General features: G+C 66.7%; 14 protein-coding genes. 11 read left to right on the top strand and 3 right to left on the bottom strand.

Features of this window, described 5'->3' with window-relative positions; all coding sequences use genetic code 11:
* Positions 1-245: 245 nt before the first annotated feature.
* Together MUB46_RS21585 and MUB46_RS21580 are read left to right on the top strand one after the other, a co-directional pair.
* Entirely contained in the window at positions 246-1,421 is a 1,176-nt protein-coding gene (locus MUB46_RS21585) for an isovaleryl-CoA dehydrogenase (protein WP_261618046.1), read from the top strand.
* A 111-nt stretch (positions 1,422-1,532) separates the two neighbouring features.
* The gene (locus tag MUB46_RS21580) at positions 1,533-2,684 is read left to right on the top strand and encodes a GGDEF domain-containing protein (RefSeq protein WP_261618045.1); all 1,152 of its coding nucleotides are present in this window, start codon (positions 1,533-1,535) and stop codon (positions 2,682-2,684) included.
* Positions 2,685-2,744: 60 nt separating this feature from the next.
* Here the strand turns inward: MUB46_RS21580 and MUB46_RS21575 are convergent, their stop codons facing one another.
* On the bottom strand, positions 2,745-4,121 hold the full coding sequence (locus tag MUB46_RS21575) for a cation-efflux pump (protein WP_261618044.1): 1,377 nt from the start codon (positions 4,119-4,121) through the stop codon (positions 2,745-2,747).
* Positions 4,122-4,307: 186 nt separating this feature from the next.
* Here MUB46_RS21575 and MUB46_RS21570 point away from each other — a divergent pair, with 186 nt between their 5' ends.
* The 6 genes from MUB46_RS21570 (at position 4,308) to MUB46_RS21545 (ending at position 9,294) form a co-directional block, all read left to right on the top strand.
* A complete protein-coding gene (locus MUB46_RS21570) occupies positions 4,308-5,129 on the top strand; it encodes an aldo/keto reductase (RefSeq protein WP_261618043.1) in 822 nt (273 codons plus the stop codon).
* Positions 5,130-5,282: 153 nt separating this feature from the next.
* Positions 5,283-6,869, top strand: coding sequence for an APC family permease (locus tag MUB46_RS21565; protein WP_261618042.1), 1,587 nt, complete (start codon positions 5,283-5,285; stop codon positions 6,867-6,869).
* A gap of 158 nt (positions 6,870-7,027) precedes the next feature.
* Positions 7,028-7,156 (top strand): hypothetical protein, encoded by a 129-nt coding sequence (locus MUB46_RS21560; protein WP_261618041.1) that lies wholly within the window; start codon positions 7,028-7,030, stop codon positions 7,154-7,156.
* A 98-nt stretch (positions 7,157-7,254) separates the two neighbouring features.
* A complete protein-coding gene (locus MUB46_RS21555) occupies positions 7,255-8,058 on the top strand; it encodes a YdcF family protein (protein ID WP_261618040.1) in 804 nt (267 codons plus the stop codon).
* Positions 8,059-8,539: 481 nt separating this feature from the next.
* Entirely contained in the window at positions 8,540-8,962 is a 423-nt protein-coding gene (locus MUB46_RS21550; protein ID WP_261618039.1) for a rhodanese-like domain-containing protein, read from the top strand.
* The gene (locus MUB46_RS21545) at positions 8,959-9,294 is read left to right on the top strand and encodes a cupin domain-containing protein (RefSeq protein ID WP_261618038.1); all 336 of its coding nucleotides are present in this window, start codon (positions 8,959-8,961) and stop codon (positions 9,292-9,294) included. Before MUB46_RS21550 ends, MUB46_RS21545 begins: the two co-directional genes overlap by 4 nt.
* A 158-nt stretch (positions 9,295-9,452) precedes the next feature.
* Here MUB46_RS21545 and MUB46_RS21540 read toward each other — a convergent pair whose 3' ends face one another.
* Positions 9,453-9,743, bottom strand: a complete 291-nt coding sequence (locus MUB46_RS21540) for a hypothetical protein (RefSeq protein WP_261618037.1) — start codon at positions 9,741-9,743, stop codon at positions 9,453-9,455.
* 165 nt (positions 9,744-9,908) lie between these two features.
* Between MUB46_RS21540 and MUB46_RS21535 the strand changes: the two genes are divergently transcribed.
* Positions 9,909-11,516 (top strand): carboxyl transferase domain-containing protein, encoded by a 1,608-nt coding sequence (locus tag MUB46_RS21535; RefSeq protein ID WP_261618036.1) that lies wholly within the window; start codon positions 9,909-9,911, stop codon positions 11,514-11,516.
* A 120-nt stretch (positions 11,517-11,636) separates the two neighbouring features.
* On the opposite strand, the gene MUB46_RS21530 is transcribed toward MUB46_RS21535, so the two are convergent.
* Positions 11,637-12,302: an alpha/beta hydrolase gene (locus MUB46_RS21530; RefSeq protein ID WP_261618035.1), complete on the bottom strand. Its 666-nt coding sequence runs from the start codon at positions 12,300-12,302 to the stop codon at positions 11,637-11,639.
* A gap of 285 nt (positions 12,303-12,587) precedes the next feature.
* On the opposite strand from MUB46_RS21530, the gene MUB46_RS21525 reads away from it, so the two are divergent.
* Positions 12,588-13,742 (top strand): cysteine desulfurase family protein, encoded by a 1,155-nt coding sequence (locus MUB46_RS21525; protein ID WP_261618034.1) that lies wholly within the window; start codon positions 12,588-12,590, stop codon positions 13,740-13,742.
* A gap of 43 nt (positions 13,743-13,785) precedes the next feature.
* Positions 13,786-15,255 carry a Fe-S cluster assembly protein SufB gene (gene sufB / locus MUB46_RS21520; protein WP_261618033.1) on the top strand — a complete coding sequence of 490 codons (1,470 nt, stop codon included), beginning with the start codon at positions 13,786-13,788 and terminating at the stop codon, positions 15,253-15,255.
* Positions 15,256-15,367: the final 112 nt, after the last annotated feature.

The following is a 15,367-nucleotide window of genomic DNA, read 5'->3' as shown; positions in this document are numbered from 1 at the left end:
CGGGGCACGAGACCGGGAGATCAACGAACAAACGAGGGTCAGAATGACATGCCCTAACGACGATCCGAGCCAGACTTACGATCGCACGGTCAGGTGCGCACGACCGGAATTCCGAAACAGGCCGCGTGTCCTGGACTTGATCCAGGACCCAGAGACGCGGTTGCCGTCGCGGTGGGGACCGGATCAGGTCCGAGGCGCGAGACAGTGAGACTTCTAGGGACACTTTCAGGGAAACGAGGCTGACGATGACACGCCCCAACGACTATCCGAGCCTGAACTTCGATCTCGGCGAGCACGCCGACATGCTGCGCGACACGGTGCGCTCGTTTTCCGACGACGAGATCGCGCCGATCGCGGCCGAAATCGACCGGACCAACGAGTTCCCGCGCCAGCTGTGGCCGAAACTCGGGGCGCTCGGGCTGCTCGGCATCACCGTGGAGGAGGAATACGGCGGCTCCGCCATGGGCTACCTCGAGCATTGCATCGCCATGGAGGAGATCAGCCGCGGCTCCGCCTCGGTGGGCCTGAGCTACGGCGCGCACTCCAATCTCTGCGTCAACCAGATCCGCCGCAACGGCACCGAGGACCAGAAGGCGCGGTACCTGCCCGGCCTGATCTCCGGCGAGAGCCTGGGTGCGCTGGCGATGTCGGAGCCCGGCGCGGGCTCGGACGTCGTCTCCATGCGCACGCGCGCCGAGAAGAAGGGCGACCGCTGGGTTCTCAACGGCTCGAAGATGTGGATCACCAACGGGCCCGGCGCCGACACGCTGGTGATCTATGCCAAGACCGATCCGGACGCCGGTCCGCGCGGCATCACCGCCTTCCTGGTCGAGAAGGGCTTCAAGGGCTTCTCGACGGCGCAGAAGCTCGACAAGCTCGGGATGCGCGGCTCCGATACCGGCGAGCTGGTGTTTGAGGATTGCGAGGTGCCGGAGGAAAACGTGCTCGGCGAGGTGGGCCGGGGCGTCAACGTGCTGATGTCCGGCCTCGACTACGAGCGCGTGGTGCTCGCCGCCGGGCCGATCGGCATCATGCAGGCGTGCATGGACGCGGTCGTTCCCTACATGCACGAGCGCAAGCAGTTCGGCCAGGCGATCGGCTCGTTCCAGCTGATGCAGGGCAAGCTCGCCGACATGTACACCCGCATGAATGCCTCGCGGGCCTATATCTACATGGTCGCCAGGGCCTGCGACCGGGGCGAGACCACCCGCAAGGACGCCGCCGGCGCGATCCTCTATGCGGCCGAGACCGCGACCTGGATGGCGCTCGAGGCGATCCAGGTGCTGGGCGGCAACGGCTACATCAACGACTACCCGACCGGGCGTCTGCTGCGCGACGCCAAGCTGTACGAAATCGGCGCGGGCACCAGCGAGATCCGGCGCTGGCTGATCGGTCGCGAACTGTTCGAGGAAACGAAGTGACGTTACGACGGCTAAGTCCCGATTAATTTAATTAATCAAATAGTTTGGCCAATCGTTAAGACCCCTTTGGCATGGTCGGCCGTGTCCTCACGACCGACGGTGCTACCCTCGATGTCTCTCGATACCCCCACGATTTTCTTCACGGCGGCGGCCATGTGCTTTCCCGTTTCGGGGCTGCTGTTCCTGTCGTGGTGGCAGAACCGGGCGGAGCGCACGCTGCTGTGGTGGAGCGGCGGCTTGTTCGCCGCTTCGGTGGGGCTCACGCTCTTGGTCCTGGACGGAGATATCAGCGAAATACTGTCCATCGATATCGCCAACGCCCTCTTGGTGCTGGGCATCTCCCTCGGCTGGGCCGGGGCGCGCGCCTTCAACGGAAGTCGGATCTCGCCGTTCGTGATTTTCGTGGGGCCTGTGGTGTGGCTCATGCTGTGCGCCGTGCCGGCGATCCATGACTCGCTTCCCGCGCGGGTGGCCGTGTTCTCGGCGATGTACGCGGGCTATACCGGGGCGCTGGCGCACGAATACTGGCGCGGCCGCGCGGACGGGCTGGCCTCGCGCACCGCACTCGCTGCGACCTTCCTGCTGATTTCGGGAATCTTCCTGCTTCGGTCCCTGGCCGCCGTGTTCGTGCCGCCGAAGGCCGCCGACGCCTATCTGCAACCCGATCCGTTTACCGCCCTGTTCGTCATGTTGCCGATCGTGCTTTGCATCGCCAACGCCGTACTCGTCATCGCCGCCACCAAGGACCGGGCGGAGGCCGAGCAACGCCGGCTCGCCGAGACCGATCAGCTGACGCAAACCCGCAATCGCGGCGCGACGCTGGCGGCGGCGTCGGAGCGCCTGGCGAAGGGGCCGGGCGCGATGCTGTTGTTCGATCTGGATCGCTTCAAGCAGATCAACGACCGTTTCGGCCACCCCGCCGGCGATCGGGTGCTCGTTGCCTTCGCCGCCGTCGCCGAGGCCAACTTGCGCGAAGGCGACGTATTCGGCCGCATCGGCGGCGAGGAGTTCCTTGCCTTCCTGCCCGGCGCCGGCAGGATCGACGCGATGGCCGTCGGCGAGCGGATCCGGGCCGAGTTCGCCAATACGACGATCGACAATGACGGCGCACACATGCAGGCGACCGTCAGCATCGGGATCGCGGTGTCCGGTGCCGCGGCCGAGGATTTCGATCCGTTGCTGATCGAGGCCGACCGCGCGCTCTACCTGGCCAAGGAAAACGGTCGCGACCGCGTGCAGTTCTTCGTTCCCAGGGCCGCCTGAGCGGCCGGACCGCGCGGCGGATCGGGCCCAGGGTAGCCTGAGCGCCCGTCGGGGCGCGGGTCAGGCCGTCGCGGAGAGCGGTTCGGCGTGGGCGATGACGCGGCGCACCTCCGGCATTTCCTGACGGAACGCGTGCTCCAGGGCATCGACGGCCTCGTGCACCTCCTCGACGCGCGCGGACGGCTCGACGCGGCAATGGAAGGTGACGAAGACGCCGTGCTCGTTCTCGCGCGCCCGCACGTTGTGGACGTCGGTCAGCATCCGCGTGTCCGGCGCCAGCCGCCTTAGCGCGCCGAGATAGGCATCGCGGCGGTCTTCGGGAATGTCGCTGCCTGCGAGCGTGGCGACGTGCAGCGGCTCGATATGGCTCTCGACCTCGACGTCGCTGCCGAGTTCGGCGGCGATGGACCGCTCCAGCGCGTCGGCCAGCTCGTGGGCCTGGCCGAGCGGCATCTGGCCGTCGACCTCGATATCGAAGCTCACCGACAGCCGTTCGCCGATATGCTGGACCGTGACGTGGTGGACGGCGAGGCCACGCCGGCGCGAGATCAGCATCACCTTGTCGAAGATCGTCTCGTCGTCGAGCTGGACCGGCCGTGCGGTGACGCTGACATCGGCCTCGGGAAACGACGCGCGGATATCGGCGACGAGCCGGTTCTGGATGGCCGTGACCCGGTCGAAGGGAAGGGTGCGGGCGATCAGCACGTCGATGTCGACGAACAGGGTCGCGCCGCCGGGCCGGACGCGCAGCCGGTCGAGGGCGAGGACGCCGTCGGTCTCGTTGGCGATTCCGGCGATGCGCTCGTAGGCGCCGGTCGGGGCGGCGTCCATCAGCGTGTTGATGGTGCGCCTGCCGAGCCGCCAACCGGCCAGGCAGACGAAGATGGAGACGCCGATGGCGGCGAGGGCGTCGGCCCAGGGATAGCCGGCCCAGGTCAGGCCCAGGCCGGCGAGCACGACCATCGAGCTCAGCATGTCGGAGGAGAAGTGCAGGGCGTCGGCTTCCAGCGCCTCGCTGTTGTACTTCCTGGCCACCCGGCGCAGCACGCGCGCGCGGTTGAAGTCGATGACGATGGAGGCGACGATCACCGCGATGGCGATCCACGTCACCTCGACATGCACGTCCTCGAACAGGAGCCGCTTGCCGGCCTCCCAGACGATCCAGGCGCAGGTCAGGAACAACAGTCCGGTCTCGGCGAGTGCGGCGACGCTTTCGACCTTGCCGTGGCCGAAATGGTGGGTCCGGTCCGGCGGGCGGTCGCTGATGCGCACGGCGGTGAGGGTGATCGCGGTGGCGCCGAGGTCGAGCAGGCTGTGCACGGCCTCCGACAGAATGCCCAGAGACCCGGTCATCAGGCCGACCGCGAATTTCGACGCGGCCAGGAAGCCGCTGGCGAACAGCGATATCAGTGCGACGGTCTGCTTTTCCTGCGACACCGGCAATGGTCCTGTACGGAGATCACGCCCGATAGGGCGCGGCCTGAGCGTTCGCGCCCTGAAAATTCGTCCTGCGAGCCGTTTCCTGCTATGGGGCGCTTCGCACGGTGAATAACCATGGCACAGGTTGTCGGTAAAGTCGGCCTGTATGGGCGTGTCGTGCGCCCGGGCCGAGGGAGGAAGAAAATGCACATTGTCGAAAGCAACGGCGCCCGCATACCGGCGCTCGGTCTGGGAACCTGGGACATTCGCGGCGCCCAGTGCGTGGAGATCGTCGCCGAGGGGCTGCGGATCGGCTATCGGCACGTCGATACGGCCGCCTCCTACGAGAACGAGCGCGAGGTGGGCGAAGGCATCCGCGCCTCCGGCGTGGCGCGCGAGGACATCTTCCTGACCACCAAGGTCTGGTACGACCGGATCATGGCGGGCGAGCTGGAGGCCTCCGCCGAGGAGAGCGTCGCCCGGCTCGGCGTCGATCACGTCGATCTGCTTCTGGTGCACTGGCCGAACCCGGCGGTGCCGGTGAAGGAGACGATGGAGGCGATCGCCCGGGTCAAGCGCGCCGGCCTTGCCCGGAACATCGGCATATCCAACTTCACCGCGGCGCTCGTCGAGGAGGCGGTCGCCGTGTCGCAGGAGCCGATCGTCACCAACCAGATCGAGTATCACCCCTATCTCGACCAGGCCAAGATCATGGACGCCTGCCGTCGGCACGGCATATCCGTCACCGCCTATTGCCCGATCGCCCGCGGCAAGGTGGTCGGCGACCCGGTCATGGAGGCGATCGCCGAACGGCATGGCCGCACCGCCACGCAGGTGGCGCTGCGGTGGCTCGTCCAGCAGCCCGGCGTCATCGCCATCCCGCGCACCAGCTCGAAGGCGCGGCTGGCGGAAAACCTCGATATCGACGGTTTCGAATTGTCCGAGGCCGAGATGACCGAGATCGCCGGCCTGGCGCATGCGGACGGACGCCTGGTGCGGGCGAGCTGGGCGCCCGATTGGGACTGATCGGCGGTCCCGCCGGTCCGGGTCCCCGCCCTATGGGTCCCCGCCCTCCGGTTTGCGGCTGTGCGGGGTTCTACCCGCCGCCGCGATGAGTCACGATGCCCCGCACGGCCGGGCGAGTCGGTGGACGCGCGCGGCCGGGGCGGGGGGACATCGATGGCGCTCAAGCGTTCGATCGGGCTCGGCGGGCTGACCTTCATCGGCATCGGCGCGGTGCTGGGCTCGGGCTGGCTGTTCGCGCCGCTGCTGGCCGCGCAGCAGGCCGGCCCGGCCTCGCTGGTATCCTGGGCCATCGGTGGCGTGCTGATCCTGATGATCGCGCTGCCGTTCGCGGAGATTGCCGGCTGCCTGCCGGAAGCCGGGGCCATCGCCCGGTTGCCGCGCTATTCGCACGGCAACTTCACCAGCATGCTGATCGGCTGGTCGGCGTGGCTCGGCTATGCCACCCTGCCGCCGATCGAGGCGGTGGCGATCCTCAAGTATATCGGGCCGCTGCTTCCCGGCATCTATGGCGGGGCCGGGGGCGGTGGCGACATCGGCGACGTGGTCGGCCCGACGCCGCTGGGATACGCCGTCGCCGTCTGCATCCTGTTGCTGATGGTGGCGATCAACGCGCTGGGCGTCGCCTGGCTCGACAAGGCCAACGCGATTATCACCACCGTGAAGGTGCTGGTGCCGCTGATCGTGGTGCTGACCTTCATCAGCCACGATTTCCACTGGTCGAACTTCTCCGCCCACGGCGGCTTCGCCCCCTACGGACTGATCGGCATCCTCGGCGCGATATCGACCGGCGGCGTGATTTTCGCCTACGCGGGGTTCCGCCACATCATCGACCTGGCCGGAGAGGCGCGGCGCCCGGCGCTGTTCGTGCCGCTGGCGCTGCTGTTCACGGTGCTCGGCTGCTTCGTCATCTACGTGCTGCTGCAATTCGCCTTCATCGGTGGCGTGCCGCCGAGCGCGTTTCACGGCGGCTGGACGTCGCTCGACTTCAGCCATCATCTCGGCCCGATGGCGGGCATCGCCACGGTTATCGGCGCGTCCTGGCTGCTGGCCTTGCTTTACAGCGGCGCCGTGCTCGGGCCGTTCGGCTCGGCGCTGATCGCCACCGGCTCGAATGCGCGGCTGGGCATGGCGCTCGCCCGCAACGGCTTCTTTCCCGCGATGTTCGCCCGGCTGTCGGCCCGCGGCATTCCGTTCAGGGCGCTGATGCTCGGCGCGGTGGTCGGCATGCTGATGCTCAGCCTGCCGTTCAAGGAGATGGTCGCGCTCAACTCGTCGGCAATCGTGCTGTCGTTCTGCGTCGGGCCGCTTACCGTCGTGGCCCTGCGTCGCCAGATCCCCAACCAGCCTCGGGCAGTCCGCATCCCCTTCGTTCACGTGGTCGCACCGGTCGCCTTCGTCATCGCCACGCTGATCATCTACTGGAGCGGCTGGAACACGATCTGGCGCCTCGATATCGGTCTTGCCGCCGGGATCGCCATCTTCGCGCTGAAGCTGCGGTGGGAACCGCAGGTCGAGCCCGTCGACATCGGCCATGCCCGTTGGTTCTTCGTCTATATCGCCGGCGTGAACGCGGTGTCCGTCCTCGGCGATTTCGGTGGCGGGCTGGGGGTGCTGCCATTCGGCTGGGACATGGCGGTGCTGGCGGCCGTGGCGCTGGTCTGCTTCCGCATCGGCCTGGCCGACGCCCTGCCGGCGCAGCGCACCGCGGAGCTGGTCGACGAGGCGCTGCACGGACCCTGACGCGGCGCGGTGGGAGACCTCGCCGCATGTCCGCGCGCGTCTTCCGGTAACTCGAAATTAACAACGAATCCCGGTCGTCCGGCCCGGGCGGTGCGTCATTCAGCCTCCGTTCATAAACGGGGGCATAGGACTCAGGACGTTAATCCGAGGACCGAGTTATGCGACCGAGAACAGCGTTCCTGACCATCGTGCTTGCAGCCCTGCTGGCGACGACGGTCATTGGACTCGGCACGCGCGCGACCCAGGCCGTGGCCGAGGCCGAGACCCCGGCGATGCGCTCCCTGTAAACAAGCCGGGACGATACATCGCGCAGCGACGCCCGGCCGGTGTCCGGTGCCGCCCGGAAGGCGCGGCCGATGGCGAATCCGGCTAGTTTCGTGCGGACATGTTCTTCTACCTGTCCAAGATCGGCTGGTTCTTCCTGCAGCCCTCGAACCTGCTCGTCGCGCTGTCGCTGGCGGGCGCGCTGCTGGTGCTCGGCCGTTTTCGCCGGCTCGGCAGGTGGCTGCTGGGGCTCGGGCTCGCCGGGCTCGTCGTCTGCGGGTTTTCGCCCTTCGGGAATCTTCTCGTGCTGCCGCTCGACGACCGGTTCCCGGTCTGGGCGCAGGGCGATGGGCCTCCGCCGGACGGCATCATCGTGCTGGGCGGCTCGTTCGACACCGCCGTCAGCGCCGGGCGGGGGATCGTCGCGCTGAACGAGGCGGGAGAGCGCCTGACCGCGTTCGCGGATCTGGCACGGCAGTATCCGGACGCCAAGCTCGTGTTCACCGGCGGATCCGGGCAGATCCTGTTCGACCGTTCGAGCGAGGCCGACATCGCCGGCCGGCTGTTCGGCGGCCTGGGTCTGTCACCGGAGCGGATCATGCTCGAGGACCAGTCGCGCAATACCTGGCAGAACGCCCTCTACACCAAGGCGCTGGTCGGTCCGGCGCCGGGGGAGCGCTGGCTGCTGGTGACATCGGCCTGGCACATGCCGCGCGCCATCGGCTGCTTCCGGGCGGTCGGCTTCGACGTCGAGGCCTATCCCGTCGACTACCGCACCCGCGGTTGGTCGGACCTGTGGCGGCCGTTCACCACCGCGTCCGAGGGGCTGCGGCGCGTCGATACGGCATCGCGCGAATGGGCCGGATTGCTGGTCTATTGGCTGACAGGTCGCATTCCCGAGCTGCTTCCCGGCCCGGCCCCTTGAAACGCGGCGTCGCCCGGCGTCGATGCACCCCCAACATGTGGGGGCTGTATGCAGGCGGTAACCGTATCTGTTGACGGGGCTGTGGACGATTATGCTGCAGTGCAATATGTCCTTGCACAATAAGTTAAGAAAGCGTAACCAAGCGCACCGCGTCGGCGACTCACGTATCATTCAAGTCTTGGCCGACCAAAAATATGGGGTTCCGAATGGAGCGTGATGTAGGGCCGTCCTATCTGCGTGTAACCGCTTGGTCGCTCGCTGTACTGGTCGGCGTTATGCTTGTTGCTGCGTTGTTTGGCGGGTTCGAACCGAACGCCATCGCGGCGCGCTGAGTATTATCACGGTTTTGCAAGCGGCGCGGTCCGGAAGGACCGCGCCGCTTCGCGTTTGTCCGGGGCATTTTCGCCTCGGCACGCGGTGGAACCCTGTCGTCGGGCGGCGCGTCTGCTATATGAGCGTCTCGAAGCAGGGAGACGCCACGATGTCGCAGACCATTACCGTCGGATTCCGCAAACTCGTCGACGACGCGCTCGAGCAGATCGAGACGCTGTCGCCAGCCGAGGCCATGGCACTGCATGGCGGCGACGACGTCGTGTTTGTCGACATTCGCGACGTGCGGGAACTGTCGCGGACCGGCAAGATACCGGGCGCCATCCATGCGCCGCGCGGGATGCTGGAGTTCTGGATCGACCCGGCGAGCCCCTATCACAAGCCGGTTTTCGCCGAGGACAAGCGCTTCGTGTTCTTCTGTGCCGGGGGCTGGCGTTCGGCGCTGGCCACGCTGACGGCCAAGAAGATGGGCCTGGCGCCCGTCTGTCACATCGACGGCGGCTTCGGGGGCTGGGAAAAGGCCGGAGGGCCGATCGAGAAACCGGAAATGGCGCCGGGGGAGAAACGGGCATGAACGAGCAGGCGATGGCGGCCTACCGCAAGATCGATTTCGACGACGTGGCCTGGAGCGAGGTCCTGCCGGGGCTGCGCGTCAAGGCGGTGCAGGAAGGCCCGCGGACCATTAGGCTGGTCGAATTCCAGGGCGGGTTCGTGGAGCCCGGCTGGTGCGAGAAGGGCCACGTCGGCTTCGTGGTGTCGGGCCGCCTGACGGTCGAGTTCGATAGCGGTGTCGAGGTGTTCGAGCCGGGCCAGGGCCTGTTCTTCACGCCGGGCACGGGCGGGCGGCACAAGGTGCGCCAGCCCGACGGCGAGACCGCGCATGTCTTCCTGACCGAGCCGATCTGACGTTCCCGGGCGGCCTGGTCCGGACCTTCAGTCCTCAGGAGTGCGTCCCGAGGCGCCCGCCTCAAGTCCAGACGGGAGCCCCGGGGCTCGGCATTCGGCACGTCGTCGGGGATATGCCGCGAACGCGGCCCCGACCATGGTCCTTGATGCGGTCGGCCTCAGCCGGCGGCGTCGTTCTTGGTCTTCTTTCCGGACTTCTTTTTCTTCTTTTTCTTCTTTTCCGGATTGTCGGCAGTCTGCTTCTTGGCCTGCTTTTTCTCGGTCTCGGCCTTCGTCTCGGTCTCGGCCTTGGCCTTCTTCTTGTCGGTGGCGAGGATCACGGCGCTGGCCGCCTGATCGAGGACCGGGGTCGGGGTGAGCGGTATGCCGCTTTTCGCTGCCGCAGGACCGGCCAGGGCGGCGACTAGGACGGCGAGAGGGGCAATCACCTTGGCTTTTCTGGCGATCACTTCAGAGCTCCTGTTGGACGGAAACAATGCCGGGAGCGTTGCGCGCAACTCGCGGCGGAATCAAGGCAATAGCGACTGACGGAGAACTTATTTTTTCGCGAAGCTGCCCGCTCCCTTGCCGCGTACGGGGGCATGGTCTAACGCTTGGCCCCGGGAGGATCGTCAATGCCGCGTCTGCAGTCTCAAATCAGCACGACATCCGAGGACTTCCAGCGCAATGCCGACGCGATGGCCGCGCTCGTCGCCGACCTCGAGGCGAAGCGTGCCGCCGCGGCGCGCGGCGGTCCCGACCGGGCGCGCGAACGCCACCTGAGCCGCGGCAAGCTGTTGCCGCGCGATCGCGTGACGCGGCTGCTCGATCCCGGCGCGCCGTTCCTCGAACTGTCGCCGCTCGCCGCCCACGGCATGTATGACGACGACATCCATGCCGCCGGCGTCATCACCGGCATCGGCCGTGTCGAGGGGCGCGAGTGCGTCATCGTCTGCAACGACGCGACGATCAAGGGCGGCACCTACTATCCGATGACGGTGAAGAAGCATCTGCGCGCCCAGGAAGTGGCGATGCAGAACAACCTGCCGTGCCTGTATCTGGTCGATTCCGGCGGCGCCAACCTGCCCAACCACACCGACGTGTTCCCCGACCGCGAGCATTTCGGCCGGATCTTCTACAACCAGGCCACCATGTCGGCGGCCGGCATTCCGCAGATCGCCGTGGTCATGGGCTCGTGCACGGCGGGCGGCGCCTACATGCCGGCGATGTCGGACGAGACCATCATCGTGCGCAAGCAGGGCACGATCTTCCTCGCCGGCCCGCCGCTGGTGAAGGCGGCGACGGGCGAGGTGGTTTCGGCGGAGGATCTCGGTGGTGCAGACGTGCACGCGCGCCTGTCCGGCGTGGCCGACCATTACGCGCTGGACGACGACCATGCCCTGAAACTGGCCAGGCGAATCGTCGCGAACATGAATCGGCGCAAGGACATAGACCTGGATCTTCAGGAACCGATTCAGCCCGCCTACGATCCCGGCGAACTCGACGGCGTGGTGCCGGCGGCGCTGAGCCAGCAGTACGACATCCGCGAGGTGATCGCCCGGCTGGTCGACGGCTCGGAGTTCGACGAGTTCAAGAAGCTCTACGGCACGACGCTGGTGACGGGCTTTGCGCGGATTTCGGGCATGCCGGTCGGCATTCTGGCCAATAACGGCATTCTGTTCTCCGAATCATCGCTGAAAGGCGCGCATTTTATCGAATTGTGCTGCCAGCGGCGCATTCCGATCCTGTTCCTGCAGAACATCACCGGCTTCATGGTCGGGCGCGACTACGAGGCCGGCGGCATCGCCAAGGACGGGGCCAAGCTGGTTACGGCGGTCGCTTGTGCCCAGGTGCCGAAGATCACGGTGATCGTCGGCGGCTCGTTCGGCGCCGGCAACTACGGCATGTGCGGGCGCGCCTACGGGCCGCGGTTTCTGTTCATGTGGCCGAACGCGCGCATCTCGGTGATGGGCGGCGAGCAGGCCGCCTCGGTGCTGGCGACGGTCAGGCGCGACAATATCGAGGCCGACGGCGGGCAGTGGAGCGCGGACGAGGAAGAGGCGTTCAAAGCGCCGATCCGCGACCGCTACGAGGCCGAGGGGCATCCGTATTTCGCCAGCGCCCGGCTCTGGGACGACGGCATCATCACCCCGCGCGAAACGCGCCGCGTGCTGTCGCTGGCGCTGTCGGCCACGCTCAACGCGCCGGTGCCGGAGACGAAGTTCGGCGTGTTCCGGATGTAAGGTTCCGGATTTGTGGCGGGGGGCTCCGGAAACGAAATTGCCGGGACGAGCCCGGCAATGACGTAGAGACGGAATGTGGGATGCCCGGGCGCGGCCCGGGCATCGCGAGCGTGCCGGCCCTCAGGCCGCGTCCTCTTCCGACGCGGCGGCTTCGAGCCGCTTGTCGACATAGGTGCCGCAGACGTCGATCAGCTCGTCGACCTTGTCCTCGAAGAAGTGGTTGGCGCCGTCGATGATCTGCTGGTCGATGACGATGCCCTTCTGGGTCTTCAGCTTGTCGATCAGCGACTGCATGTCGTTGGGCGTCACGACCCGGTCGGCGGCGCCGTGGACGATCAGGCCGGACGACGGGCAGGGGGCCAGGAACGAGAAATCGTAGAGATTCGGCTGCGGCGCGACCGAGATGAAGCCTTCGACCTCGGGGCGGCGCATCAGCAGCTGCATGCCGATCCAGGCGCCGAAGGAGAATCCGGCGATCCAGCAGGCGCGCGCGTCCGGGTTGAAGCTCTGCACCCAGTCGAGCGCGGCGGCGGCGTCTGACAGCTCGCCGAGGCCGTGGTCGAAGCTGCCCTGGCTGCGCCCGACACCGCGGAAGTTGAACCGGAGTACCGCGAAACCGCGCTCGGCGAACATGTAGTACATCTGGTAGGCGACCTGATTGTTCATCGTGCCGCCGAACTGCGGGTGCGGATGGAGAATCAGCGCGATCCGCGAGCTCTTGGTCTTCGGCGGATGATAGCGTCCTTCCAGGCGGCCTGCGGGCCCGGTGAAGATGACTTCCGGCATTGAACGCGATGTCCTCTTTTTATGGTTGGCAGGACGCGGGTGGCTGGCGGCTCGGTTTATCCGCTCGCGCGCTTTCGACGGTCGTCGGCGCGCTGGCGTTTCCTTGACACCTACCCGACACCCTCCTACAAACTCTTTAGAAGTTTTCGAAACTGTGCTTCACCGGATCGCGGCTCGACGCTGCGAGCGTGTGGCCTGTCCGGAAGCTCCGACACACACCACATATCTTGTGTGGAATGCAAGAGTTCAAGGCACCGAGGCGGTGCCGAAGGTTGAGAGGACGGCATGGTGGGGGCGAACGTCGCCTACCTGGACCATAACGCGACGGCGCCGGTCCGCCCCGAAGTGATCGAGGCGGTGACCGAAGCCTTACGCGTGACCGGCAACCCGTCGTCCGTGCATTCGGCGGGCCGTGCCGCCCGCAAGCTTGTCGAGGACGCGCGCCGCGAGGTGGCCGCGCTCGTCGGCGCGGAGCCGGCAGATGTCACCCTCACCAGCGGTGGCACCGAGGCCAACGCGCTGGCGCTGGCGCGGCGCAAAGACGGCGAGATCCTGCTCGCCTCGGCGATCGAGCACCCGTCCGTGCTCGGCGGCGGGCGATTCCCGGCCGCCTCCGTCGAAACGCTTCCGGTGACGCCGGCCGGCGTGGTCGATCTCGCGTGGCTGGAGAAGCGGCTTTCCGCCGCGCCCGTCCCGGCGATCGTCTCTGTTATGCTCGCCAACAGCGAGACCGGCGCGATCCAGCCGGTGCGCGAGGTTGCGCGGCTGGCGCGGGACGCAGGCACGCTGGTTCACTGCGATGCCGTCCAGGCGGCGGGTCGGCTGGAGATCGATATCGCCATGCTGGGCGTCGACTACCTGACCCTGTCTGCCCACAAGATCGGCGGCCCCCAGGGCGCCGGCGCGCTGGTGCGCCGCGACAAGACCGTCGCGATCACGCCGCTCTATCGCGGCGGCGGCCAGGAGCGGTCGCAGCGTCCGGGCACCGAGGCGGTGGCCGTGATCGCCGGATTCGGCGTCGCGGCGCGGCTGGCGGCCGGCGAAATCGAAAAAAGTGGCGAAATCGCGGGGCTGAGGGACTGGTTCGAGTCGGCGCTACGCACTATCTCGCCGGGTGCGGTGGTCTTCGCCGGTGAAACGGCGCGGCTCGCCAATACCAGTTGCTTTGCGGTGGAAGGGATTTCGGCGGAAACCGCCATGATCTCGCTCGATCTCGATGGCGTGTGCGTCAGTTCGGGGTCGGCCTGCTCGTCGGGCAAGGTCGGCGCCTCGCATGTGCTCTCGGCAATGGGTGTCTCGCCGGACCTTGCCTCCGGCGCGATCCGGGTCAGCCTCGGCTGGTCGAGCGAAAAGAGTGACGTGGAAAGCTTCATCAAGGCCTGGCGGCGCGTACAGGACAAGCGCGACCGCCGTCGGCAGGAGGTGATTGAAGCGGCATAAGCGAAACCCGTGGTCCTTGAAACCGCGAGTGAAGGAGCAATTGATGCCTGCAGTGCGCGAAACGATCGAGCATGTCAGCGAGATCGACGTCGACAAGTACAAGTATGGGTTCTTCACCGACATCGAGACGGAGAAGGCGCCCAAGGGCCTGAACGAGGACATCGTCCGGTTCATCTCGGCCAAGAAGGAAGAGCCCGAGTGGATGCTCGAGTGGCGGCTCGACGCCTACAGGCGTTGGCGTACCATGACCGAGCCGACCTGGGCCAAGGTCGAATACCCGAAGATCGACTTCGAGGATCTCTACTACTATGCCGCGCCGAAGACCACGCCGGGGCCGAAGAGCCTCGACGAGGTCGATCCGGAGCTGCTCGCCACCTATGAGAAGCTGGGCATTCCGCTGAAGGAGCAGGAGGTTCTGGCCGGCGTCGAGGGCGCCAGGGTGGCCGTCGACGCGGTGTTCGATTCGGTCTCGGTGGTGACCACCTTCCGCGAGGAACTGGCCAAGCACGGCATCATCTTCTGCTCGATCTCGGAAGCGATCCGCGAGCATCCCGACCTCGTGCGCAAGTACCTGGGCTCGGTGGTGCCGACCAGCGACAACTTCTATGCCACGCTGAACTCCGCGGTATTCTCGGACGGGTCGTTCGTCTACGTGCCGCCGGGCGTGCGCTGCCCGATGGAGCTGTCGACCTATTTCCGCATCAACGAGCGCAACACCGGCCAGTTCGAGCGCACGCTGCTGATCGCCGACAAGGGCGCCTATGTCAGCTATCTCGAAGGCTGCACGGCGCCGATGCGCGACGAGAACCAGCTCCATGCCGCCGTGGTCGAGCTGGTGGCGCTGGACGATGCCGAGATCAAGTACTCGACGGTGCAGAACTGGTATCCGGGCGACAAGAACGGCAAGGGCGGCATCTACAACTTCGTCACCAAGCGTGGCGACTGCCGCGGCCGGAACTCCAAGATCTCCTGGACGCAGGTCGAGACCGGCTCGGCCATCACCTGGAAGTATCCGAGCTGCATCCTGCGCGGCGACAACTCGCGCGGCGAGTTCTACTCGATCGCGGTGTCGAACGGCTATCAGCAGGTCGATTCCGGCACCAAGATGATCCATCTCGGCAAGAACACGTCGAGCCGCATCATCTCCAAGGGCATCGCCGCGGGTCACTCGCAGAACACCTATCGCGGCCTCGTCTCGGCGCACGCCAAGGCGACCGGCGCGCGGAACTTCACCCAGTGCGACTCGCTGCTGATCGGCAACCGCTGCGGCGCGCATACCGTGCCGTATATCGAGGCGAAGAATTCCCAGGCCGTCTTCGAGCACGAGGCGACCACCTCGAAGATCTCCGACGACCAGATGTTCTACTGCATGCAGCGCGGCCTGTCGGAGGAGGAAGCGGTGGCACTGATCGTCAACGGCTTCGTCCGCGACGTGCTGCAGCACCTGCCGATGGAGTTCATGGTCGAGTCCCAGAAGCTGATCGGCATCAGCCTCGAGGGCAGCGTGGGCTGAGGCGGGCACGAGGACGGATCGATGATCCATCGCATCCGGCACGCCCATACGCCGCCCGCGCGCAGCACTACGAGAGACGCGAAAGCCGCCGCTACGGAACCGCACCGAAACG

The sequence above is a fragment of the Microbaculum marinisediminis genome (assembly GCF_025397915.1).
GTDB lineage: Bacteria > Pseudomonadota > Alphaproteobacteria > Rhizobiales > Tepidamorphaceae > Microbaculum > Microbaculum marinisediminis.
Note: the sequence above shows the minus strand (reverse complement) of the source record. Positions and strands in the feature narration are given on the sequence as shown.